We start from the raw sequence: 22,093 nt of genomic DNA on the forward strand, positions 1-22,093 counted from the left end.
GGCTCCTGCCTCACCGCGCTCCTACCCGCTGCCACCCGTCGCACCGCCGGGCGGCGGCCCCCGTCCGCGGACGGGCACGGGTACGCATGCCCGGCGCGGCGCGGGGCAGAAGCCCGGTGCCGTACAGGACCCGGTGCCGTACAGGAGGTGCACGATGAACACCGGCACGACGCAACCTCACGGTCCCGGCCCCTACGTGGTCCGCGTGAGCGGTGACATGGACCTGGAGCACGCGGAGGACCTGCGTACCGCGCTCGCGGCGGCCCTCGCCCGGGCCCCGGCCCGCTCGGAGATCGTCGTCGACCTCCGGAACTCCTCCTTCTGCGACTCGACGGGGCTGAACGTGCTCCTGGAGGCGCGGCAGCAGGCCCTGAACCTGGGCCGTCGACTCGTCCTCGCCGCGCCCGGGCACCAGATGATCAGGATGCTGGAGATCACCTCGACGGCCGGCCTGCTCGCGTGCGTCCCCGCGCTCGCGGACCGGGACGACGCCCTCGGGCCGGCCCGGAGCGAGGGGCCCGGGCGATCGACGTCGGCACCGTAGGGCGGAAGGAAGGAGACCTGCCGTGTCGAAGCGGAAGGACGAGGCGCAAGCGGGCGACAAGGTGTCGTGGAAGAGTCACGGCCGGACCGTGTCGGGCACGGTCAAGAAGAAGATCACCGAACGGACGCGCGCGGCGGGCCGGACCGTGGACGCCTCGCGGGACGAACCGCAGTACGAGGTGGAGAGCGACAAGTCGGGCCGCACGGCCGTACACAAGCCCGACGCGCTGCACCCGAGGAAGGGCGGCTCCCGATGACCGCGCGCCCGAAGGACGAACGCGATGACACCTGGCGCGCCTTCGGGGAGGCCGTCAACATGACCGCGGGCCGACTGGAGAAGTGGTTGGCCACCGATGAGTCGAAGGGCGTCGGGCAGAGCAACGGCGGCGAGAGCGTCGGACACGCGTCAGGACGCCGCATCGTCAAGCTCCTCCGCACCAGGAAGGCGGACCTCAGCGACGACGACCTCCGACACATGCGCAAGGTGGTCGGCTTCGTCCACCGCCACACCGGGCAACGGCCGAAGGGCGACGTCACCGATACGCGATGGCGCTATTCGCTGATGAATTGGGGCCACGACCCCGTGAACGGGCGAGCCGGCCATCGCTGAAATCCCCCGCCCCCTCGGGCGGGGCAGGCGCCGGGTGACCTTCGGCCGAAGTGGCGCGCCGGTCGCTACGCCGCTGTCGGGAGCCGGACCAGCATGATGGGGCTGTCGGTGATCGCCGAGCACCGCGTCGCCACCGAACCGGAAGACCGCCCTCCCAGGTAAGGATCGATCGCTCATGAAGGATGCAGAGGAAGACGCCCGGCAGCTGCGTCGGCAGGCCGAGGAGCTGGAGTTCCAGGCCCAGCGGTCGCCCGACCCCGCGCGACGCCGGGAACTGATCCGCAGGGCCCTGGAGATCCGGAGGGAATGCGAACGGCTCGGCGGGCCGGAGGCCGCCACCATGGACCCCATGTAGGGCCCGGCGCCGAGACGCGCGTGCGCGGGGCGCACGCGCGCCGAGCGGGTGCGTGCGCCATCGCCGGTGACCCTCGCCCGGAAATATCGGTGGGGCTCTGTCGGTGGGGGTGCCTACGGTGGGCCCATGCAGCAGATGGAGATCATTTCCGAAACGGGTGTGTGGCGCGGCGAGTTCGAGGGGCGGGTGTTGGCCGGGTACCGGGAAGCGGGCTGTTCCGAGCCGTTGGCGCGGGCCCTTCTCGAAAAGGCCGTAGAGGGGATCGACGGTTGGACGGTGGCCACGGACGGCGCCGGGTGGGCGGCCGTCGAGGTCCGCGAGGAGGACGGCGCCCTCGTGGGCCGGATACACGACCTCACGACGCCGCGGGGACGCGAGTGGGCCGAGCGGTGGTGCGCCGAGCGCGGGGCGCAGCGGGTGGCGGTGCGACTCACGGGCGGGGCGGGGGCGTTCGCCGACTATCCGGTGCGGGCGCAGAACCGCATGCGGGCCGTGGCCGAGGTTCCCGAGCTCCCGGCGGGCCTGACGGCCCGGCGCCTCACCGAGGAGGAGTACCCGCGCTGGCTGGCCGGTGAGCAGGCCGGTTACGTCGCGGACATGGTGCGGGCCGGGGCGATGACCCCGGAGCAGGCGAAGGCCAAGTCGGACCGGGACTTCGCCCGGCTCCTGCCGCGGGGGTACGCGACCCCGGGGCACGCGTTCTACGCGATGGAGGCCGAGGGCGTCGTGGTCGGGACCGGGTGGGTGAACCACGCCTTCCTGCCGGGGGTGACGTTCGGCTTCTCGTTGGAGGTGTACGAGGAGCACCGGGGCAGGGGCTACGGTCGGGCCGCGATGGCGGTCGGCGCGTGGGCCACCCGGCAGGGCGGCGACGAGGTGCTGATGCTGAACGTGTTCGGCGGCAACGACGTGGCGATGGGGCTGTACGAGAGCGCGGGGTTCACCGTGTTGGAGGAGTACCGGTCGATCGACCTCGACCCGCTCCTCGACCCGGTCCCCGACCCCGCGTGAGCCGCGCCGCGCAGGAGTCCGGGCCGCGGCCCGGCCGCCCCGGCGGGAGCGGCGGCCCGGGCTGCGTACGATGGGGCCCACCTCAGGTGGAACACGATCCCGGACGGGAGGCCCCGGCATGGTGGACGGGCACGGCACGGCGGGCGCGTCGCCCGCGCGGCGCGGGCAGGGCGAGCTGGAGTCCCAGATCCTCGCCGTACTCGGTACCGCGCCCGGGCCGGTCACCGTCGCCTGGGTGCAGGAGCGGTTGCCGGGGGCGCTGGCCTACACCACCGTCATCACGATCCTGACCCGGCTGCACGCCAAGGGGGCGGTGGAGCGCGAGCGCGTGGGCCGTTCCTTCGAGTGGGTCCGGGTGGCCGACGAGGCCGGGCTGGCGGCGCTGCGGATGCGCAGGGTCCTGGACGGCGAGGCCGACCGGGAGGCGGTGTTGACGAGCTTCGTCACCTCGCTCTCGCCGGGGGACGAGGAGCTGTTGCGGGGTCTGCTCGCGCAGGCCGAGGACGAGGGAGAACGCTGAGCTCCCATGGGGGTCTTCGTCTTCCTTCCCCTGGTGCTCCCGTTCACCGCGTGGCCCATCGCGCGGCTGGCCGAGCACCATCTCCATCCCCGTACCGCGACGTGGCTGTTGACGGCCATCGCGGCCGTCCTCGCGGTCTGCAGCACCTTGTGCCTGGCGTTGCTGATGGTGGTCGGTACCGCCCAGCTGCCCGGGAACCCGCTGCCCGACGGCTGGTCCGATCCGGAGGTCCGTGACGCGGTGCCCTACGACGAGGTGGCGGGCAAGGCGGCCATCCCGGCGCTGCTGGCCGCCCTCGCCGGGTGCGCCTCGATCACGTGGCGCCACTTCCGGGTGCGGCGCGGGGCCGTGCGCGCCCTGGCCGGGTTGCCCCGGCGGAGCGTGACGGTGCTGCCCGACGACGCGGGTTACGCCTACGCGGTGCCGGGGCGGCGCGGGCGGATCGTGGTGAGCGCCGGGATGCTGGCGGCCCTCGACGGGCGCGAGCGGCGCGCCCTGTTCGCGCACGAGCGGGCCCATCTCGCCGCGCGCCACCACCGGTTCCTGTTGGTGGTGCGGTTGGCCGCCCGGGCCAATCCGTTCCTGCGTCCGCTGTGCACCTCGGTGGCCTACACCACCGAGCGGTGGGCCGACGAGGACGCGGCGGCGGTGACGGGCAGCCGCCGGGGGGTAGCGCGGGCCGTGGCGAAGGCGGCTCTGGTACGGGGTTCCGCGCCGGCGGGGGCGTTCGCCCACTTCGCCGTCGCGGGTCCGGTGCCGCGGCGGGTGGCCGCGCTGCTGGCTCCGGCGCCGGCCGCGCTGCGTTGGCCTCCGGTGTTCACGGCCGTCGGGCTGGCGGTGTGGGGGGCGACGGTCGGTGCGGCGGTCTCCGCGCTGTCGTCGGCGAACGCCGCGGTCACGTTGTTCTTCATCCTCAAGGCCGCCACGCCCCTGTAGGGGGTGGCGGCCCCGCCCGGTCGTCGCGCGGGCGCCGTCGCGCGCTCAGAGGTCGAACTCGTGGGGCGGCAGGTCGAGGGTGTAGCAGGCCTCCCGGACCACGGCCTGTTCGGTCTTGTCGAAGTCGCCGTCGGCGCCGCCGATGACGATGCCGATCTGGACGACCGCGCGGGCCTCGGCGGGCTTCTTCCGCGCCTTGGCGACCTCCTGGAGGACGGCGACCTTGCCGAAGTCGAAGTCGGCCAGCAGCTTGTCGAGGTTGGCGTCGAAGCGGCGCTGGAGATCGGTGGCGTCGAAGTTCTGCAACACCTCGTTGGTCATGATGAGCTGGGCCACGCGGCGCCGTTCGGACGGGTCGACCGTGCCGTCGGCGGCGGCGACCAGCGCGCACATGGCCATGCTCGCGTCGCGGAAGGCGCCGCTCTTGAGGTCGTTCTTCCTGGCCACCAGCTGGGTCTGCATCGTCGATGCGGATTCCTTGATCCGGTCCCACAGTGCCATGCCCACTCCACATCCCTCGGGCGGTGGCTCCGGGCGGACACCCGAAGCCCCTTGTTTCTACAACTCTGTAGAAGTTACCAGCAGGGGTGTGCCCGCAGGTGATCACCCCCGCGCCGCACACCCCGTCCGGGCCCGCGGCGGGCGACTACGCCTCGTCGCCCTCGTCCCCGTCGTCGCCCTCGCCGTCGTCGCCCTCGAAGAAGTCGCCCACCTCGTCGACGACTTCGGCCGCGACGAGGCCGCCGACCACACCGACGGCCAGGCCCGCGGCTCCGGCCGCGACGACCGCTCCCACGCCCGGGCCCCGGTGGGCGCCGTGGCCCTTGTCGGCGTACCGGGCTCCGCCGAGGTCGCCGCCGAGTCCTCCGTCATGGCCGGCGCGGTGCTCGACCAGGTGCCGGATCCAGCCCTCGACCTCCGCGTTCCAGTTCCGGTGCGGGACGTCGGCGTGGGCGACGGTGTGGCGGCCCACGATGTCGTGGCCGTCGGAGAAGGGCCCGCCGCGCCGGTCGGCCTCCAGAACGACCTCCACCGCGTCCGGGCCGGCGAGGAAGGTCACCTCGATCTCCTCCACCCGGTGCGCGTACGCGGCGGGGGGCGTCAGCTCGATCTCCTGGTAGAACGGCAGCCGCTGTCCGGTGCCGCGGATGTACCCGAGCTCCAGGTCGGCGGACCCGAAGCCGAACCCGAGCTGCCCGAAGGCCTCCAGGACGGCCTCCTGGACGGGCAGCGGCCGGACGGCGATGGGGTCGAGGTCGCCCTTGTCCTTCGCGGCGGCGACGCCCAGCTCGGTCCGCAGGCCCAGGACGACGCCCAACGACTGCCCGTGCAGCTCGGTGACGGGCGTCTCCCAGGGCAGGGTGACCGCGAAGGGGATGTCGCGCTCCTCCCCCGCGGCGAGGCGGAATCCGCCGGCCACGGTGAAGCGCTCGAAGACGACGACGCCGTCGGACTCGCCGCGCTCGTGCTCCGCCTCGACCCGGGCGATCAGTTCGAGGGTGACGCGCTCGACCGTGAAGTCCGCGGCGCCTCCCTTGATGTGCACCTGACCGCCGAGGGTGCCGCCCGGCAGGGCGGCGAAGGGGTCCGGCACCGTGTCCACGGCCGGGCCGCCCACACCGAGCGAGCCGAGCAGTCTCTTGAACACCATCGCGGTGTCCACTCCTTCCGGTTGTACGGGTGATGACCGACGAGCGGGGTGGCGCGGCCGGGCCGGCCACCCCGCGCGCGGCTACTTGACGGAGGCGTCCAGCGTCGCCAGCGCCCGCGCCCAGTGGGCGTACTTCAGGTCGGCGAGGTCGGCGACGGTCTTGACCCCGAAGGCCTCCTCCAGGAGGCCGCCCTGGCGCTCGCTGACCCCCTTGAGCGCCGACACGGGCGCCGCGAGCACCTCGGGCAGGCCCTTCTCCGCCCACGCCTTGTCCAGCACCTTGCTCAGATCGATCGAAGCCACAGCGGTTCCCTCCACGGGTCAGGCGACGGATGCGAGAGCGCGGGCACACGGAAGCCGCGGCACGGCGCCGGTCGAGATCCCGGAGGCGGCCGCCTCTCGCTTTTTCTACAAAGCTGTAGAAGCATAGGGGCGGCAAGGCCACGCGCAGGCCACATCTCGGAATATTCCGGAAGCAAGGCCGGAAAACATCCACCCACGAGACGCGACCCCGCCGACGCTTTGCCCTTCCTTTACTATTGGGGTGGGGTCCCTCCCCACCGATCACCACCCGACCACCCCCGGGCCGCGCGACGCGGCCCGCGAGAGCAGAAGGAGCAGTAGACCCGCAATGGGTGAACCTCCCAGTCCACGCCGTGCCACGTCCCACCCGCAGCGTCCGAGCCGGGAAGCGGAGGTGGCACGGTGACCGAGATCCTGCTGCTCCTCCTCGCCCTGGTGCTCACGCTCGCCTGCGCGGTGTTCGTGGCCGCCGAGTTCTCCCTGACGACCGTCGAGCGCGGCGAGCTGGAACGTGCCGCCGCCGCCGGGGAACGGGGCGCCGAAGGCGCGCTGAAGGCCGCCAAGCGGCTGACCTTCCAGCTGTCCGGCGCCCAGCTCGGCATCACCGTCACCTCCCTGGTGATCGGCATGCTCGCCGAGCCCTCCGTCTCGGCCCTGCTGCGCGGCCCCCTGGAATCCGCGGGCCTGCCCGCCGGCGCCGTCTCCACCACGGCCACCCTGCTGGGCGTGGCGCTCTCCACGGTCGTCCTCATGGTCGTCGGCGAGCTCGTCCCCAAGAACTGGGCGATCTCACGCCCCCTGGCCGTGGCCAAGGTCGTGGCCGGTCCCCAGCGCGCGTTCACGGCGGCCTTCGCCCCGCTGATCCGCCACCTCAACAACACGGCCAACCGGCTCGTCCGCCGCTTCGGTCTGGAGCCCGCCGAGGAACTGGCCTCCGCGCGGACCCCGGAGGAGCTGGTGGCGCTCGCGCGCCACTCCGCCCGCGAGGGCGCGATCGAAGCGGACTCGGCCGAACTGTTCGTGCGCACGCTGCACCTGTCCGAGCTGACCGCCGAGAACGTCATGACGCCCCGCATCGACGTGCAGGCCCTGGAACTGCACGCCACCGCAGCCGACGCCGCGAACCTGACGCTGGCCACCGGCCTGTCCCGGTTCCCGGTCTACCGCGACACCCTCGACGAGGTCGTCGGCACCGTCCACATCCGCGACGTCCTCGACCTCGACGAGGACAAGCGCCCGCTGACGGCGGTGTCCGACCTCATGACCTCCCCGCTGCTGGTGCCGCACTCCCTGCCCGTCGACACCATCCTCGGGCGGCTGCGCAAGGCCCGCACCATGGCCGTCGTCATCGACGAGTACGGCGGCACCGCCGGCGTCGTCACCGTCGAGGACATCGTGGAGGAGGTCGTGGGCGAGGTCCGCGACGAGCACGACCCGATCGAGGTCGCCGACCTCATCGAGGGCCCCGAGCAGGACGGCCGCAAGGTCTGGGAAGCCGACGGAGGCGTCCGTCTCGACCAGCTCGCGGAGATCGGCTTCGACGTCCCCGAGGGCCCCTACGAGACCCTCGCCGGCCTGGTCGCGACCCGACTGGCGCGCATCCCCGTCGCGGGCGACACGACGACCGTCGACGGCTGGGAACTCACCGTGCTCGACATAGACCACCACCGCGCCGACCGACTCACGGTCGTCGCGCCCGCCGGCGACTCCGCGCGGGACCACCGGCCGGAGGAGGGCCGATGACCGCGATCCAACTGCTGATCGGCGCCCTGACGCTGATCACGAACGCCTTCTTCGTCGGCGCCGAGTTCGCCCTGATCTCGGTCCGCCGCAGCCAGATCGAACCGGCCGCCCTCAAGGGGAGCCGCCGCGCGAAGACGACGCTGTGGGCGCTCGAACACCTCTCGGCGATGATGGCCACGGCCCAGCTCGGCATCACCGTCTCCTCCCTGGTGCTGGGCGCGGTCGCCGAACCGGCCATCGCCCACCTGCTGGAGCCGCCGTTCGAGGCCATCGGGGTCCCCGAGGCGCTCGTCCACCCCATCGCGTTCGTCATCGCCCTCACCGCGGCGACGTACCTGCACATGCTCGTCGGCGAGATGGTCCCGAAGAACATCGCCCTCGCCGCGCCGGCGCCGACCGCCCTGTTGCTGGGACCGCCCCTGGTGGCCCTCACCCGCGCCCTGCGCCCGTTCGTCTTCGGCATCAACGCCTTCGCGAACACGCTGCTGCGGCTGCTGAAGGTCGAGCCGAAGGACGAGGTCGGGGCCGTCTTCACCGACGACGAGCTGGCCCGACTGGTCAAGGACTCCAGCGCCGCGGGGCTGCTCGCCCCCGAGGAGGGGGAACGACTGCGGGACGCCCTGACCCTCGGCAAGCGGCCCGTCGGCGAGATCATGATCCCCCGGGCGGAGTTCGTCACCGTACCGCTGGGCATCACGCCGCGCCGCCTGGAGCGCACGGCGGCCGACCACGGCTTCTCCCGCCTCGTCGTCACCGGCGACGCCGGCGAGGTCATGGGCTTCCTGCACATCAAGGACGCCCTCGGCGTGAGCGACCGCACCGCGCCGTTCCCGGCCGACCGCCTCCACACCGTCACCGCGGTCCCCGAGACGACCCCGCTCGACGACACCATGGACGCCATGCGGGACGCCGGCACCCACCTCGCGGCCGTCACCGACGCGGCGGGCGCGGTCATCGGGTTCGTCACCATGGAGGACGTCCTGGAGGAACTCGTCGGCGAAGCGGTCTGACCGCGGCGAGCCGCGGAAGTCCCGCAGGCCCCGGAAGTCCGGAGGCCGACCGGAGGAGGCCGGTCCCGTCACGGGGCCGGCCTCCTCCGCTTCACCCGAGGGGCCTGGGTCCGATCAGCGGCGGGCACCGGCGGGTGTCACAGGCCGGCGGCCTCGCCACACACGGGCCACGCCCGCGGGCCCTGTGCCCGAAGGACGTTCCGGGCGACCTGGATCTGCTGCCCGCGCCCGGCCTCGTCGGCTCGGGCGGCGAACCGGTCCCCGCCGAAGGCCTTCCAGTCGGTCGCGGTGAACTGCAGGCCACCGCTGAAGCCGTTGTGGGTGTCGCTCGCCCAGTTCCCGCCGGACTCGCAGGCCGCGACCCGGTCCCAGGTCGAGGAAGAGGCGTCCGCGCGGGCCGGGGAGACGCCGGCGAGCGGCAGGGCCATGCCCGCGGTGAGGAGGACGGCGGCGAGGGCACGTGCGGCGAACATGGTCGATCCCTTCGTTGGCGTTCGGCGGTCGGCTGCCGACGGGCCGCGGTCGGCGGTCGGCGGTCGGCGGTCGGCAGCCGGTTCCCCGCGACCACCCTGGCGGGGCCGGCGGTGGCAGCGGATCGACCGACCGGGGGTACGGGGCGACGACCCGCCCCGTACCGATCGACGTCGTACACCCGGGGCCACCGGCTGCGGCGGCGGGGCGGCGGCCCGGCCCCACCCGGCCCGCAAGCCTCCGATCGGAGGAGGCCCCGGGCCGGTGCGCGGCCCCCTCCGGCCGATGCGGCGTGCGCCCCACGAAGCGTCGTACGGGTCTGCCGCGCGCCCGCGCACGGCGCGAGAGTGGCGGGTGCACGGCCTCGTACGCCCGGGCAAACGCCCGGCGTCGGCCGTGAGGCCGTGAGGCCGTGAGGCCGTGAGGCCGTGAGGCCGTGAGGCCGTGAGGCCGCACGTTTCCCGATCCCCCGAGCATTGGCACGCCATGACCACCACGAGTCGGGTTCCCGCCCCGCAGGGCGGAGGGATCTCCGAGAAGACCTTCTTCGGGCACCCCCGCGGACTGGCCACGCTCTTCCTCACCGAGATGTGGGAGCGGTTCAGCTTCTACGGCATGAGGGCGCTCCTGCCCCTCTACCTGATCTCGGGCGGGCCCGACGCGGCGGCCGGTTCCCAGGGGCACGGTCTGGCCATGAACGGGTCCACCACCCTGGCCATCACCTCGCTCTACATGGCCATGGTGTACCTGCCCTGCATGGCCGGCGGCTGGCTGGCCGACCGGCTGTGGGGGCCGCGGCGCACGGTCGTCGTGGCCGGGTGCGTGATCATCACGGGCCACCTGCTGCTGGCGGTGCCGGGGCTGCCCCCGTTCTTCGGCGGCCTGGCCCTGGTCGCCGTCGGCTCGGGCCTGCTGAAGCCGAACGTCTCCACCCTGGTCGGTCACCTCTACGAGGGGCCGGACGACCCCCGGCGCGACGGCGGCTTCACCGTGTTCTACATGGGCATCAACCTCGGCGCCCTCCTGGCCCCGCTGGTCATCGGCACCATCGGCCAGCAGTACTCCTGGCACCTGGGGTTCGCCCTCGCCGCCGCGGGAATGGCCCTGGGCCTGGTCCAGTTCGTGCTGGGCACCCGGCACCTGCGGGGCCCGCGCGACGTCGTCCCCCGGGCCCTGGAGCGCGGCGTGCTCGCCTCCCTCGCCCGCCGGTGCGCGCTCTGGGCGGTCGTCGTCGTGCTCTGCTACGCCGCGCTCGTCCTGTCCGGGCACTACACCCTGAAGTGGGCGCTGGTGCCCCTGGCGGTGGCGGGCGTCGCCATCCCCGTCGGCGTGCTGGTCCGGATCCTGCGCGACAGGGAACTGGACGCCGCGGAGCGGTCCCGGATGGGCTCCTACGTGTGGCTCTTCGCGGCCGCCGCCGTGTTCTGGATGGTCTACGACCAGGGCGCCTCGACCATGGCGGTCTTCGGCGCGAACTCCACCGACGGCCGGCTGTTCGGCCTCGCGTTCCCGAGCTCGTGGCTCCAGTCGGCGAACCCGGTGTTCATCATGCTGCTGGGGCCGCTGTTCGCCTGGGGCTGGCTGCACCTGGCGCGGCGCGGGCGGGAGCCGACGACCACGGCGAAGTTCGCCCTGGGCCTCGGGCTGGTCGGGGTCTCCTTCCTCGTCCTGGTCGTGCCGATGGCCATGGCCGGGGAGGGTGCGAAGGTCAGTCCCCTGTGGCTCGTGTCGATCTACCTGATCCAGACCGTCGGCGAGCTGTGCCTGTCGCCCGTCGGCCTCTCGGTGACCACCAGGATGGCTCCGCTGAAGTACGCGAGCCAGACCATGGGGATCTGGTTCCTGGCCGTGACGGCCGGCGACAGCGTGGCCTCGCTCCTGGTCCTGTCCGGGGTCGACCTGGGCACGACGGCGGTCGTGGCCGCCGAGGGCTGCCTGGCCGTCCTCGCGGGCGCGGCCCTCTTCCTGAGGCGCGCGCGGGTCGACTCCTGGCAACGGACGACGCGTTGAACCGCCCGTCCGCACCCGGCCCGGCGCGGGGTCCTTCGTCCCCGGCGGAGTCCGAACGCAGGACGCGGCGCGCGGGGCGGCGTCCCTACGGTGACATTCCGGCGCGCCGCCCACCGGCGGCGGCCGGCGACGCGTCAACGGGAGGAAGACGATGGTGAACCGGTCCGCGACCACACGACCCGCACCCCGCCCCCCTGCCCCGTCGGCGGCGACGACCTGCGTGTTGGTCGGCCACGGGGTGATGGGGCGCCTCCAGCGGGCCAAGCTGACGGAGCTGGGGGTGCGGACCGTCGCCGTGGTCGACCCCCGACGGGCGGGGACGGCGCTCGCCCCCGGCGTCCCGATCGTGGGCCGCCTCGACGAGGTGCGCGACCCCCGGTCGGTGGGCCTGTGGAGCATCTGCGCCCCGACGGCCGCGCACGCGGCGGTGTTCCGTCGGATCGGCCGGCTGGCACCGCGGGCGGACGTGATCGTCGAGAAGCCGGTCTGCGCCCCTCGGGACGTACCGCGGATGTACCGGCTGCTGGAGGCCCACCTCGGCCGGGTCAGCGTGGACGAGCACTACCTCTCCTCGGCAATACCCGAGGCGGTGGCGGCGGCCGTGCTGTCGGTGCCCGGCGCCGCGGTGGTACGGGTCGTCGTGGAGATGACCAAGCACCGCGGGCCCGACCGGGCCCGGGGCCGGTTCGAGGACCGGGCGCTGGGCGCGCTCGGGTACGAGGGTCCCCACCTGCTCGGCGTACTCGACGCGCTCGGGCGCCGGCTCGGCGTGCGCATGACGCCCGCCTCCCCCGCCGCCTGCGCCTTCGACGGGCCCTGGGGGGCGGACGGCTCGCCGCCCCAGGACGGCGCCGAAATCTCCTACCGCACCGCCGGCGGGTGCGAGGTCGTCCTCCACACCTCGCTCGTCGGCCGTCCCCGCTTCCCGGACCACCCCCCGATCCCGTACGGGTCGCCCCGCCGGCACCGCGTGCTGCGGGTCGAGGCCGTGGACCGGGCGGGCCACCGGTGGCGGGTGATCGGCACGTTCGCCCCGACGGGCGACCGGGACCGCGAGGAGGGCACGCTCACCGTGCTGCGCGATGGCCTGCCGCTCGCACCGCCGCGGACGGTGCACGACGACCCGCTCGGCCGCCATCTGCGGCGGATCCTGGGCTACTTCGCGGGAGCCGCGGCCAACCCCGCGCCGGCCCCGCACTGCATCGGCCACGTCGCGCTCCTGGAGGAGTGCGTCGCGACGGCACGATCCGCGGACCCCCGCCACCGCGCGGTGCGGCCCGCGGCCCGATAGGAAGGCGACGAGGAGATGTCCTACCAGCGCGAATACGACCGGCGGCTGCGCGTCGGCCTGGTCGGTCTCGGCGGACACGGCTACCGGACCCTGCTGCCCGCACTCAACAACCTCCCGGTGCGCCTCGACGCGGTGTGCGACGTGGACGCCGGCCTGGCCGTCCTGACGGCCCGGCAGTACGGCGCGGTCCCCTACACGCGCCAGCGCGACATGCTGGCGGGGCAGTCGCTCGACGCCGTCCTGCTGGCGGCGCCGCCCCAAGAGCATCCGGCACTGGCGGTCGAGGCCCTGGAGCACGGGCTGCACGTATGGATGGAGAAACCACCCGCGGTACGCGCCGCCGACCTCGACCCCGTGATCGCCGCGCGCGGCGACCGGGTCGTCGTGGTCGGCCTGAAGAAGGTGTTCATGCCGGCGGCGCGCAAGGCGCTGGAACTGCTGGCGTCGCCCGGAACGGGACGGCTCACGAGCCTGTACGCCCGGTACGCCCTGTCGGTGCCCGAGACCGGTGGGGAGCTGCCGGACCGGCGGGAGGCCTGCCACTGGCTGGCCGAGGGCTGCCACCCGCTGTCCCTGCTGCTGGCCGCGGGCGGCCCGGTGGAGGCGGTCGAGGTGCACCGCGGCGGGCTGGGCGACTGCGTGTGCGTGCTCCGCTTCGCGGACGGCGCGTTGGGGGTGCTCCAGATGAGCGAGAACCTCACGATGTCGCAACCGTTCGAGCAGTACACGTTCGTCGCCGAGCACGGCACGGCCGAGATCCTCAACGGCAGCCGCGTCACGTTCCAGCGGGGCATCCCCTACGAGTACGGGGTCACGACCGGCTTCGCGCCCGAGGGTGCGGACGGCGGGCTGATCACGTGGGAGCCGCAGCACAGCAGGGCCGCGCTGGAGAACCAGTCGCACTTCGTCCAGGGGATCCACGCCGAACTGGACCACTTCTGCCAAAGCGTCCTGCGGGGACGCCCGGCGACCCTGGGCACCCTGGAGTTCGCGCGCCGGGTCATGGAGGTGTACGAGGCGGTGCTGCTCGCCGCCCCGTGACGCGCGAACACGCGAACACGCGGCCGTCGGGGCCGGCCGGAGCCGACCCCGACGGCCGCGCGGGGTTCAGGAGCGGGTCCGCTTCGCCTCCGCCACGCCCTGCCGGGCTGCGGCACGCCGGACGGTGGACACCCGGGAGCACGGCTGGCACAGCAGCGCGGGCCGGGTGGTGGCGCCGACGGGGACGGGGCTGAATCCGAGGTGGAAGGACGGGGTGACTCGGTTCTCGACCATGGTTCCTCATTCCTGGTTCCTGCGAAGGGGGGTGCGGGGCCCCGCGGTGGAACGCGGTCCGGTCCCGCGCGGTCGACTCCAGTGTGGGAACCGCCGTGCGGGTGCGGGTTCCTCCCGACGGACGACGGTCCGGGTGAACGCCCTCCGGTGGGAGGACCCGTGCTCAGGAGCCGGCCGGGTGGGCCGCGAGGTGGGTCAGGAGGAGCGGGTCCACCCGGTCGGCGTGCTCGTCCGGCAGCCAGTGGCCCGCGCCTTCGAGGACCTCGAAACGGTAGTGGGCGTCGATCCAGGCGCCGGTGCCCTCGGCCGCGGTGCGACCCAGGGCGCCGTCCCGGTCGCCCCAGACGAACAGCGTGGGGACGCGGATGCGGCCGCTGGGCACGGTGAGGGTGTCGGGCAGTGCCCGGTACCAGTTCAGTGCGGCGGTCAGCGTGCCGGGCTCGGCGAACCGGGCGACGTAGGAGTCGACGCGGTCGGGCGGCAGGGAGTCCCCGTAGACCCGCCGCAGGGCGGCCGCGCCGTCGGCCAGCAGGTCGGCCTCGGCGACGCCACCGGGCTGCCGGAAGCGTGGGACGTAGGCGCTGCGGCGGGCCTGGTCGGGATCGGACCGCAGGGCCGCGGCGAGGGCCCGCGGGTGCGGGGTGGAAAGGACCGTGAGCGAGGCGAGGAGTTCGGGGTGCTCGGTGGCGAAGGCCCAGGAGATCAGGCCGCCCCAGTCGTGGCCCACCAGGTGGAAGGGCCCGTCGCCGAGGGTGCGGGCGAAGGCGAGGGCGTCCCCGACGAGCCGGTGGACGGTGTAGTCGGCCGCGCGGTCGGGCCGCGCGCCCCGCGCGTAGCCCCGCTGGTCGACGGCGAGGGCCCGGTATCCGGCGCGGGCGAGGTGGGTGAGCTGGTCCGTCCACGAGTCGGCGAACTGGGGGAAGCCGTGCAGGAGCAGGACCTTCTCGCCGCCGTGCGGACCGGCGGCGAGGGCGGTGTGGACGTGGGGGCCGACCGCGAGGGCGGTCCGCACCGGGGTGGGACCGTCGACGCGCGTCCGTCCTGCCGACGGGCGGTTCGGGGCCTCGGTACCGGTACCGGTGTCGTGCTCGTGCTCGTGCCGGTACTCGTCGTCGTGCGCGTACTCCATCGGACTCGTCGCCTTTCCGGTCGGGAAAGGTGCGGCCGTCGCCGGGTGTCGGGGTGGAGCGCGGAGGCGGGTCCGGCGGGGTGCCGCACCGATCCGACCAGTGGACCCGTCGCGCCTGCCCCGCCGCGTCGTCCGATCGGCCCCCGGGCAGGACGAACGCCCGCCCGCGCCCGGCTCATCGGCCGACGGGGAGCGGTCGCGGTCGGGGACGTACGGACGCCTCGCCCGCGGCGGCGGTGTCGGCGGTGCGGCCGGCGTCCGGGCGCCTCCGTCGGGCGCCCGGCCACAGGAGGTGGCCCACCACCAGCGCCATCGCGCAGCCGATCAGGCTGTCTTCCATCAGCTGGCCGACGAGCTCGGCCCCCTCCAGGTTTCCGAAGTCGGACAGCAGGAGGATGACGGGGGTCACGGCCGCGGTCTGGAAGCCGTAGCCGCGACGGGACAGGACGGGGAGCAGCGCGCCCAGGAGCATCAGCACGGGCAGCTCCCACCAGCCGCGCGGCACGGCGGCGAACACCGCGACGGCGATCAGGAGCCCGGCGGCCGTGCCGGCGGCCCGCAGCAGGGCGCGCGAGAAGACGGAGCCGAGGTCCGGCTTGAGGACGAAGACCACGGTGACGGGAACCCAGTAGGCCCGCTCGTACGGCATCAGGACGACCAGGGCCTGTGCGAGGCCCACGCACAGGGCCAGGCGCAGGCCGTAGCACCACGGGGCGGGCGAGGCGAGGAAGGCGCGCGGCCGACGGGACGCGGGCGGTGCGGGCGGCGCCGGGGCGGCGGCGCCGGCGCGCCGGGCTCCCGCACCCGGGAGTCCGGTGGGCAGGCACAGCGCCAGGACGAGCAGCCCGCCTCCGGCGACCAGCAGGGGCGGGAGCCACCACGGCGTGCCGGTGGGGGGCACCCCGGCCGCCAGGACGGCGTTCAGCAGGAGCATCAGCCCGGCCAGTGAGGCGGCGCGTCCGAGCGCCGAGAGCATCCCGGAGAGCAGGGCCAGGGCCGTCAGCACCGCGAACGCCGTCCAGCCCCGGCCGTCGACGAGTCCGCCGAGGGCGGCGCCCGCGGCGCCGAGCAGGAGGGAGGCCGTGACCGTGCGCAGCCGCGTCCGGCGGGCGGGCGCGGTGGCGGTGAGCACGCCGAGGAGGGCGCCGAGGGAGGCGAGCGCGCCGTACTCGGGGTGGTGGGCCGCGAGCCCGACGGCGAGCGGGGCGGCCAGGGCGACGGCCGCCCGGACGGAGGCGGTCCCGGTGGCGGACGCGGCGGTGGCGCGTCCTGCGGGGCGGTGGCCGGGGCGGTCCATGGCGGTCCTTCGTGCGGGTGGGGGTGGGGTGTCCGGATCTGGGGCCTGTCGTCGAACCCCCTTCGTCGCCCGGCGGTCGGGCGGGAGTTCGACTACGGGCCCCAGCACACCAGGGGCCGCCGCACGGGTCGTCCTGCCTTCGGACCATCCGCCGGAGGAACCGTGATCGGATGCGGGGCCGTCAGCCCTTGGTCCTCGTCCGGCCCACCGCACCCGGCGGTGCCGGACACACCCCCTCGTCCGACGGGTACGCGTGCGCGTACGTGTCGATCATGCGGCGGCCCGCCGACCACCGTGTGGTGAGCTCCGCCGGGCAGGCCTCGCCGCCCACCACCAGGGTCCGCAGGTGCGGGAAGTCGTCGTGGGGAAGGGTGGCCAGGGTGGCCGGGGGCACCAGCGCGTGGCTGACGCGGTGGTCCGTGAGGGTGCGGGCCAGTGCCTCGCCGGCGAGGGGGCCGGGGGGCGGCAGGACGAGCGTCCCCCCGGAGGCGAAGGCCATCAGCAGTTCCAGCGAGGCCGCGTCCAGGCTCGTCGAGGCGAGTTGCAGCACCCGGCTCGTCCCGTCCAGGGCGAACCGTCGTTCGAGGTTCACCGCCGGGCCGACGAGGCCGGCATGCGTCGTCACGACGCCCTCGGGGGTGCCCGTGGGGTCGGGGGTGGGGAGGAGCCGGGCCGGGTGCTCGGGGCGCAGGGGCGCGGTCCGGTCCCCGTCGGTCGGATCGGCCGCCGACCAGCCCGCGCACGTCAGCTCGTCCACCAGGATCCGGCGTGTCCCGGTCCGCGGCAGCGCCGCGGCCTGCTCGCGCGTGGTCAACAGCAACCGGGGAGCGATCGACTCCAGGACGGCCGAGGTCCGGCGCGCCGGGTGCGCCGTGTCCAGGGGCAGGTACGCCGCCCCCGCCTTCGACACGGCCAGCAACGCCGTGATCGCCACCGTCGACCTCGGCACCGCCAGGCCCACCACGTCCTCCGGGCCCACCGCGTGGACGGCGACCAGATACCGCGCCAGCCGATTCGCCCCCTCGTTCAACCGGGTGTAGCTCACCACCCCGTCGGGTCCCGCCACGGCCGGCGCACACGGCGTGCGCGCGACCTGCGCCTCGAAGAGGCCGGGCAGGGTGGTGTCGGTCAGGGGCGTTCCGGTCGGGGTGGGGGAAGCCGTGTCGCGCTGGTTCATGGCTGGTGACACTCGCAATCGGGAGCACGGGCGCGGCGCGCGTGCCGCGTGTGCTGCGTGCGCCGCGCGTGGTGGCGCGGCGGCGCGCCGTACGCCCGCTCGGGGACCCGACAACGTTAGGAATCCGCGGAGGTCTTCCTCGCCCTCCGTCCGGAGGAACGGGGGGAGGACGCGGCGCGACCGCTCGCACTCCGCCTCGCGCTCCGCCTCCCGCTCCGACTCCCGCTCCGCGCCGGGGTCACTTCCACTGCCTGCCCAGGTCCCATCCGCTGTCGTACGTCTCGTCTCCCACGCCCGCCCCTCTTCTCCTCCGGTGTGGCGGCCCCGTGCCGCCGGGTCGGAATCTAGGGCGGCCGGATCCGCGCGTCGTGAGTGTTCACCACTCATTGCGCGGGCCCGGTGAGCGGCCGTGTCAGTGGGGACGGAGGGCGGCCATGAGGTCCCCTCGGCCGTCCACGCCGAGCTTGTGGTAGACGCGGTTGAGGTGGTTCTCCACGGTGCGCGGCGATATCCGCAGGTCCGCGGCTATTTCCTTGTTGGAGACACCGCGGGAGGCCAGCAAGGCGATCTCGGTCTCCCGTGTGCTCAGCCGGTTGCCCGCGTGGGCCGTGCGCAGCGCGGGGGTCAGGGCCCCCTGGCACCGGTCGAGGAGGGTCGCGGCCGTACGGGAGGCGGCCTGGGCCCGGCGCGCACGGCCCTGGGCGCGCAGGGTCGCGGCGGCGGTGGAGGCCGCTTCCGCGGCGAGGAGGTCGGCCCCGCGGGCGTGGAACCGGTCCGCCAGTTCGAGGAGGCGGTCGGGGTCGTCGTCGCGCCAGGCCCGGGCCAGGTCCGAGCGGGCCACGTGCCCGGGCTCGGGAAGATCGGCGGCGATCTCGCTCAGGCGCGGCGCCGCGTCGGCGGCTCCGCCCAGTCGTGTCAGATCGGTCAGCAGCACCGACTCGCGCCAGGTGTGCCCGAGGAGGCGGGCCTGTTCGGCGGCGGCGGCGAGCAGGTCCCGGGCCCGGCCGAGTTCGCCCCGGCAGGCCGCGGTCCAGGCGGCGCCGAAGGCATGGTCCGGGAGGGCGGCGCCGGGCGGGGCGGCCCGCCCGCCCTCGTCCAGGGCGCGGTTCGCGGCCTCCAGGTCTCCCTGCTGGGCCGCGGCGGCGGCCTGGAGGCACAGGGCCTCGGCGAACAGGGCCGCGCGCTGGGTGCGGGTGGCCCGGACGACCTCGGCGAACATCAGACGTGCCTGTTCCAGTCGGCCGCCGGCCAGCGCGGCCCGTCCCAGTGCCATCACCAGCCATCTGCTCTCGTACGGGTCGAAGGGGCGGTGCCCGCCCCGGGTGCGGGTCCCGTACGTCAGGGCCTCCCCGAGTCGCCCCGCCGCCGTGAGGACGCTGACGAGGACCGTGTCCAGGGCCACCGCCGCCGTCACCTCCGCGTACGGATCCGGCCCCGGTGCCGGTGGCGACGTCGGCACGGGTGTGGACGCCCGCGTCTCGACCGCGGCGCGGGCCGAGGTCACCGCCTCGTCGGCCCGGCCCAGACAGGCCAGGGACAGGGCCTCCAGGAGCTTGGCGCGCAGGGCCAGGGGCGCCGGCACGGGTTGCGGGGACGACGCCCCGGAGCCCGTGAACGCCGCGCAGAGCTCCAGCGCGCGCCGGAACTCGCCGGCTCCGGCGGCGACCGTGGCCCTCAGGAGGGACAGCTCGCCGCGGCCGACGGCGGTCGTGACCCGCGGCCCGCACTCCTCGATGGCCTCGATCGCGGCGCGGCCGCGGTCCGTCGCGTCGCCGAGCCCGTAGACGAAGTTGTGCACGCGGGCGGCGAGGGTGTCGCGGACCTCCCGCTCGTCGCCGGCGAGCGCGGCGGCCTGGGCGAGGGCCCATTCCGCCCGGGTGCAGTCCCCGGCCCGGAACAGGGCCTGGCCCAACAGGTGCAGGGCCTCGTAGTCGCGTTGTGCGCGCGGCACGGACTCCAGGAGCCCGCGCGCCCGGTCGAGGTCCTCGAAGTCGGCGGCGTGCCGGACGGCCTCGGCCAGGTCGCCGGGCAGGCTGCGGCCGGTGGCCCGGAGCGTGAGGGCGGCCCTCATGCCCCGGTCGCCGCTCCGGCGGGATCCGCGCTCCTCGTTCCAGGCCAGGTAGTGCAGCAGCAGGCGCCGGGCGCGGACCTCGGGCACGTCGCGGCGCAGGACGACCGTGTGGAGCGGCTGGGTCAGGCGCACCGTGGTGCGGCGGCCGTCGCGGGTGACGGCGACCAGCCCGGTGCGTTCCAGTGCGGCGATCCGGTCGTGATCGAGGTGTTCGCGTACGTACGCCAGCGGGCAGGGGCCGCACACGGCCGGCACCTCCAGGTCCCGGATCGGGCCGCCGGCCCGGAGTTGGGCCCGCAGTCGGCCCGCGAGGTGCGGGGTGAGGGCGACGTCCGTGGAGGTCAGGTCCCACACGGCGCCGTCGCTCGTCAGGGTGGACGCAGCGAGGGCCGCGCGGACGAGTTCGCGCAGCGGCAGGGGCATGCCGCCCGACAGCAGGTGCAGGCGGGCGACCGCCCTGCCGGTGACGGGCCGTCCGAGGGCGTTCCTGAGCAGGGCGGCGGTCCGTTCCTCGTCGAGGGGGTCGAGGTCCACCCGCCGGACGGTGTCCTGTTCGGCCATGACGGCCGCGGCGGCGGCACCGGGGCTGTCGTGCACGCCGGTACGGACGGTGGCGAGCAGGAACACCCGCCGCGCGTCGAGGAGTTGCCGGATCAGGACCGTGGAGGCGGTGTCGAGCAGGTGCAGGTCGTCCACGAACAGCACCGGCCGGCCGCGGCCCGTGGCGCGGCGGGGCAGCCGGGCCGAGGTCCGGGAGTAGAGGTGGGCCGGTCGGGTCGCGGAGACGTCCGGGGGCAGCAGGTGCGCGAGGGCGCCGAGCGGCACCCGCGCGGCCGCGGCCGTGGCCCGGGCGACGGACACCGGGTGCCCCGCCCCCGCAGCCCGGCGCCGGCACTCGGCGGCGAGCCGGGAACGGCCCGCACCGGGCGGGCCGAAGACGAGGAAGGCCCCGAGGGAGGGGTCGTCCAACGCGGCGGCGAACTGTTCCAGCTCCGCCCCGCGCCCGGTCAGCGGCCATGTCGTGCCGGACACGTGGTTCTCCGTCATCCGCACAGTAGGTGCGGTCGGGGGGCCTCGCCGGTACCCCCGATCGGACGACGCGGGGTGTCGTCGCATCGCCTCGGGGCCGCCGCGTCGCGTCCGGACCGTCCGACGCGTGGTCCGATCGGATGACCTGACGCGCGGCGGGCCGCTGGTGTGCTGGTGCGGACCGAACGTCCAGTCGTCCAGGAGGAATCGTGTCCGAGACCGTACTCACCTCGACCACCACCGCAAGCGCGAGCGACATCAGCCTCGTTCCGACGCCGCTGCCCCGCACCGGGTCCGAGGAGCGCGGGTGCTCCTGCATCTACTGCTTCAACGCCCCGACGACCTTCGTCGAACCGCCGGCGCGCCACTCCGGCGACGGGGCGGGCGCGGCCCGTTGACCAGGACCGCCCTTGATCCGGTCCGCGTACCGGGTCAAGGGCGGTCGGCTGTCCGCGTCTTCGTTCCTCCACCTCCTCTCCTACGGGCGCCCGCGGCCCTTGCGGCGCGGCGGGACGTCCGTCTTGACCTGCATGCAGGTGCCCATGCAGAAGACGCAGAAGGTCTTCGCCCAGGCGTCCCGTGCGGGCCCCCGGGCATCGAGCCGTTCGAGGGTGAGGAGCGGACCGGGCGACGGGGCAGCGGTGACGGGCGGGTCGTTCTCCATGAGATGTCCTCCCAACGGGGCGAGCGGAAAAGGTGGCCATCGTCGCCCCGCCCGCGACCGGCCGCCGTCATACGACCGGATGACGGGCGGGACCACGGCGGGCGGACCGGGTCGTCCCGGGAACCGTCCGGTCGCAGGACGGGAGCCGGCGGCGACGGTTCCCGGGGGGGCGCGCCCGGTGGGACCGCCCCGCCGGCTCGACGGAGGAGGAACCGTGGACGCGCACTTCCTCGGCGACGACGTACGCGGGACACGTACGGCGCGGGCGCCGGTGCGTCCGGTGTCCGGGGCCGGGACCTGACGGTGCCCAACTGGATGACGACCGGCTGTGCCGACCCCGTGCCGCCGCCGGCCGCCCGACGCCGGCCGGCGACTGAACTGGGTGAAGCTGAGGTGGAGGGTGAGGGTGGGGGCGGCGGAGCGTGCGGGGAGGGCGTCCTCACCGATGCCCTGGTCGACCGTCTGACCTCTCCGTCCGCGGAGCCTCCGCCTCGGTCCGCGGAGATCCACGTCCGGGTGGTGTGCGGACCGCCTGCTCCCGGCCTCGACGACGCCCGGGACCGGGAAGTGCTGGGCGGCCGGGCGGCGGCCGGGGGACGGGACTCGGGTTCCTCAACGGGGCGGCGGGCACCTGCCTCGCGCCGGCGCGGTACGCCGGACTGCTGCCGTGGTCCCTCGCGGTGCCGTGGGACTGCCTGCTCCTGACCGCGTGAGCGCGTGAGCGCGTGAGCGCGTGAGCGCGTGAGCGCTTTCACGCGAACCGACCGCCCCGCGCGCGAGAGGTCGCGTGCGGGGCGGTCGGCACCACGGAGACGGGCGCGGCGTGCCTGCCGGGGGTGGGGAGGCCCGGGAGGGGACGGCCGCGCCCGGCTCCGTGTCCTGCGCCGACCCCTCCACTGAACCGTCCGGCTCCCGGCCCGCCCGTCATCCGTTCGGCCCCCCGACCGGACGAACGCGTCCGCCCGCCCGACCGCCCGCGACCACGCGGTTCCTCCCC

The 22,093-nt window shown here is 74.8% G+C and carries 23 protein-coding genes; 13 read left to right on the forward strand and 10 right to left on the reverse strand.

Annotation, left to right across the window (positions count from 1 at the left end; all coding sequences use genetic code 11):
- Nucleotides 1-154 precede the first annotated feature (154 nt).
- The 7 genes from ACZ6ZI_RS23515 (at nucleotide 155) to ACZ6ZI_RS23545 (ending at nucleotide 3,975) form a co-directional block, all read left to right on the forward strand.
- Nucleotides 155-544 carry an STAS domain-containing protein gene (locus ACZ6ZI_RS23515; RefSeq protein WP_469523927.1) on the forward strand — a complete coding sequence of 130 codons (390 nt, stop codon included), beginning with the start codon at nucleotides 155-157 and terminating at the stop codon, nucleotides 542-544.
- Nucleotides 545-566: 22 nt separating this feature from the next.
- On the forward strand, nucleotides 567-800 hold the full coding sequence (locus ACZ6ZI_RS23520; protein ID WP_469523929.1) for a hypervirulence associated TUDOR domain-containing protein: 234 nt from the start codon (nucleotides 567-569) through the stop codon (nucleotides 798-800).
- Nucleotides 797-1,153 (forward strand): DUF3140 domain-containing protein, encoded by a 357-nt coding sequence (locus ACZ6ZI_RS23525; protein ID WP_469523931.1) that lies wholly within the window; start codon nucleotides 797-799, stop codon nucleotides 1,151-1,153. The genes ACZ6ZI_RS23520 and ACZ6ZI_RS23525 overlap by 4 nt, the downstream gene beginning before the upstream one ends.
- A gap of 175 nt (nucleotides 1,154-1,328) precedes the next feature.
- Nucleotides 1,329-1,508: a DUF6381 family protein gene (locus ACZ6ZI_RS23530; protein WP_363060678.1), complete on the forward strand. Its 180-nt coding sequence runs from the start codon at nucleotides 1,329-1,331 to the stop codon at nucleotides 1,506-1,508.
- 126 nt (nucleotides 1,509-1,634) lie between these two features.
- Nucleotides 1,635-2,519, forward strand: a complete 885-nt coding sequence (locus ACZ6ZI_RS23535; protein WP_469523933.1) for a GNAT family N-acetyltransferase — start codon at nucleotides 1,635-1,637, stop codon at nucleotides 2,517-2,519.
- Between the two features lie 118 nt (nucleotides 2,520-2,637).
- Nucleotides 2,638-3,039 (forward strand): BlaI/MecI/CopY family transcriptional regulator, encoded by a 402-nt coding sequence (locus tag ACZ6ZI_RS23540; protein ID WP_469523935.1) that lies wholly within the window; start codon nucleotides 2,638-2,640, stop codon nucleotides 3,037-3,039.
- A gap of 6 nt (nucleotides 3,040-3,045) precedes the next feature.
- Nucleotides 3,046-3,975, forward strand: a complete 930-nt coding sequence (locus tag ACZ6ZI_RS23545; protein WP_469523937.1) for a M56 family metallopeptidase — start codon at nucleotides 3,046-3,048, stop codon at nucleotides 3,973-3,975.
- Nucleotides 3,976-4,020: 45 nt separating this feature from the next.
- On the opposite strand, the gene ACZ6ZI_RS23550 is transcribed toward ACZ6ZI_RS23545, so the two are convergent.
- The 3 genes from ACZ6ZI_RS23550 to ACZ6ZI_RS23560 all read right to left on the reverse strand — a co-directional run bounded on the left by ACZ6ZI_RS23550 (nucleotide 4,021) and on the right by ACZ6ZI_RS23560 (nucleotide 5,929).
- On the reverse strand, nucleotides 4,021-4,476 hold the full coding sequence (locus ACZ6ZI_RS23550) for a tellurite resistance TerB family protein (protein ID WP_469523939.1): 456 nt from the start codon (nucleotides 4,474-4,476) through the stop codon (nucleotides 4,021-4,023).
- 145 nt (nucleotides 4,477-4,621) lie between these two features.
- Entirely contained in the window at nucleotides 4,622-5,626 is a 1,005-nt protein-coding gene (locus ACZ6ZI_RS23555) for a sporulation protein (RefSeq protein WP_469523941.1), read from the reverse strand.
- 81 nt (nucleotides 5,627-5,707) lie between these two features.
- Complete coding sequence (locus ACZ6ZI_RS23560) at nucleotides 5,708-5,929, reverse strand: hypothetical protein (protein WP_469523943.1); 222 nt, start codon at nucleotides 5,927-5,929, stop codon at nucleotides 5,708-5,710.
- Between the two features lie 402 nt (nucleotides 5,930-6,331).
- Between ACZ6ZI_RS23560 and ACZ6ZI_RS23565 the strand changes: the two genes are divergently transcribed.
- Complete coding sequence (locus ACZ6ZI_RS23565; protein WP_469523944.1) at nucleotides 6,332-7,672, forward strand: hemolysin family protein; 1,341 nt, start codon at nucleotides 6,332-6,334, stop codon at nucleotides 7,670-7,672.
- Nucleotides 7,669-8,682 carry a hemolysin family protein gene (locus tag ACZ6ZI_RS23570; RefSeq protein ID WP_469523945.1) on the forward strand — a complete coding sequence of 338 codons (1,014 nt, stop codon included), beginning with the start codon at nucleotides 7,669-7,671 and terminating at the stop codon, nucleotides 8,680-8,682. The genes ACZ6ZI_RS23565 and ACZ6ZI_RS23570 overlap by 4 nt, the downstream gene beginning before the upstream one ends.
- Nucleotides 8,683-8,819: 137 nt before the next feature.
- On the opposite strand, the gene ACZ6ZI_RS23575 is transcribed toward ACZ6ZI_RS23570, so the two are convergent.
- The gene (locus ACZ6ZI_RS23575; protein WP_469523947.1) at nucleotides 8,820-9,155 is read right to left on the reverse strand and encodes a transglycosylase family protein; all 336 of its coding nucleotides are present in this window, start codon (nucleotides 9,153-9,155) and stop codon (nucleotides 8,820-8,822) included.
- 484 nt (nucleotides 9,156-9,639) lie between these two features.
- Here ACZ6ZI_RS23575 and ACZ6ZI_RS23580 point away from each other — a divergent pair, with 484 nt between their 5' ends.
- The 3 genes from ACZ6ZI_RS23580 (at nucleotide 9,640) to ACZ6ZI_RS23590 (ending at nucleotide 13,495) form a co-directional block, all read left to right on the forward strand.
- The gene (locus ACZ6ZI_RS23580; RefSeq protein ID WP_469523949.1) at nucleotides 9,640-11,163 is read left to right on the forward strand and encodes a peptide MFS transporter; all 1,524 of its coding nucleotides are present in this window, start codon (nucleotides 9,640-9,642) and stop codon (nucleotides 11,161-11,163) included.
- Between the two features lie 151 nt (nucleotides 11,164-11,314).
- Nucleotides 11,315-12,454, forward strand: coding sequence for a Gfo/Idh/MocA family oxidoreductase (locus ACZ6ZI_RS23585; RefSeq protein WP_469523950.1), 1,140 nt, complete (start codon nucleotides 11,315-11,317; stop codon nucleotides 12,452-12,454).
- A 15-nt stretch (nucleotides 12,455-12,469) separates the two neighbouring features.
- On the forward strand, nucleotides 12,470-13,495 hold the full coding sequence (locus tag ACZ6ZI_RS23590) for a Gfo/Idh/MocA family protein (RefSeq protein WP_469523952.1): 1,026 nt from the start codon (nucleotides 12,470-12,472) through the stop codon (nucleotides 13,493-13,495).
- Between the two features lie 66 nt (nucleotides 13,496-13,561).
- On the opposite strand, the gene ACZ6ZI_RS23595 is transcribed toward ACZ6ZI_RS23590, so the two are convergent.
- The 5 genes from ACZ6ZI_RS23595 to ACZ6ZI_RS23615 all read right to left on the reverse strand — a co-directional run bounded on the left by ACZ6ZI_RS23595 (nucleotide 13,562) and on the right by ACZ6ZI_RS23615 (nucleotide 20,435).
- The gene (locus ACZ6ZI_RS23595) at nucleotides 13,562-13,729 is read right to left on the reverse strand and encodes a hypothetical protein (RefSeq protein ID WP_469523954.1); all 168 of its coding nucleotides are present in this window, start codon (nucleotides 13,727-13,729) and stop codon (nucleotides 13,562-13,564) included.
- A 163-nt stretch (nucleotides 13,730-13,892) separates the two neighbouring features.
- Nucleotides 13,893-14,858, reverse strand: a complete 966-nt coding sequence (locus tag ACZ6ZI_RS23600) for an alpha/beta fold hydrolase (RefSeq protein WP_469523956.1) — start codon at nucleotides 14,856-14,858, stop codon at nucleotides 13,893-13,895.
- A 175-nt stretch (nucleotides 14,859-15,033) separates the two neighbouring features.
- On the reverse strand, nucleotides 15,034-16,155 hold the full coding sequence (locus ACZ6ZI_RS23605; RefSeq protein WP_469523957.1) for an FUSC family protein: 1,122 nt from the start codon (nucleotides 16,153-16,155) through the stop codon (nucleotides 15,034-15,036).
- Between the two features lie 181 nt (nucleotides 16,156-16,336).
- Nucleotides 16,337-17,332 carry an AMP-binding protein gene (locus tag ACZ6ZI_RS23610; protein WP_469523959.1) on the reverse strand — a complete coding sequence of 332 codons (996 nt, stop codon included), beginning with the start codon at nucleotides 17,330-17,332 and terminating at the stop codon, nucleotides 16,337-16,339.
- A 412-nt stretch (nucleotides 17,333-17,744) separates the two neighbouring features.
- Nucleotides 17,745-20,435, reverse strand: coding sequence for a helix-turn-helix transcriptional regulator (locus tag ACZ6ZI_RS23615; RefSeq protein WP_469523961.1), 2,691 nt, complete (start codon nucleotides 20,433-20,435; stop codon nucleotides 17,745-17,747).
- Nucleotides 20,436-20,641: 206 nt separating this feature from the next.
- On the opposite strand from ACZ6ZI_RS23615, the gene ACZ6ZI_RS23620 reads away from it, so the two are divergent.
- The gene (locus ACZ6ZI_RS23620) at nucleotides 20,642-20,830 is read left to right on the forward strand and encodes a hypothetical protein (protein ID WP_469523962.1); all 189 of its coding nucleotides are present in this window, start codon (nucleotides 20,642-20,644) and stop codon (nucleotides 20,828-20,830) included.
- Between the two features lie 80 nt (nucleotides 20,831-20,910).
- Here ACZ6ZI_RS23620 and ACZ6ZI_RS23625 read toward each other — a convergent pair whose 3' ends face one another.
- Entirely contained in the window at nucleotides 20,911-21,096 is a 186-nt protein-coding gene (locus ACZ6ZI_RS23625) for a hypothetical protein (protein ID WP_469523964.1), read from the reverse strand.
- Nucleotides 21,097-22,093: the final 997 nt, after the last annotated feature.

Source organism: Streptomyces sp. NPDC103540 (assembly GCF_055584445.1).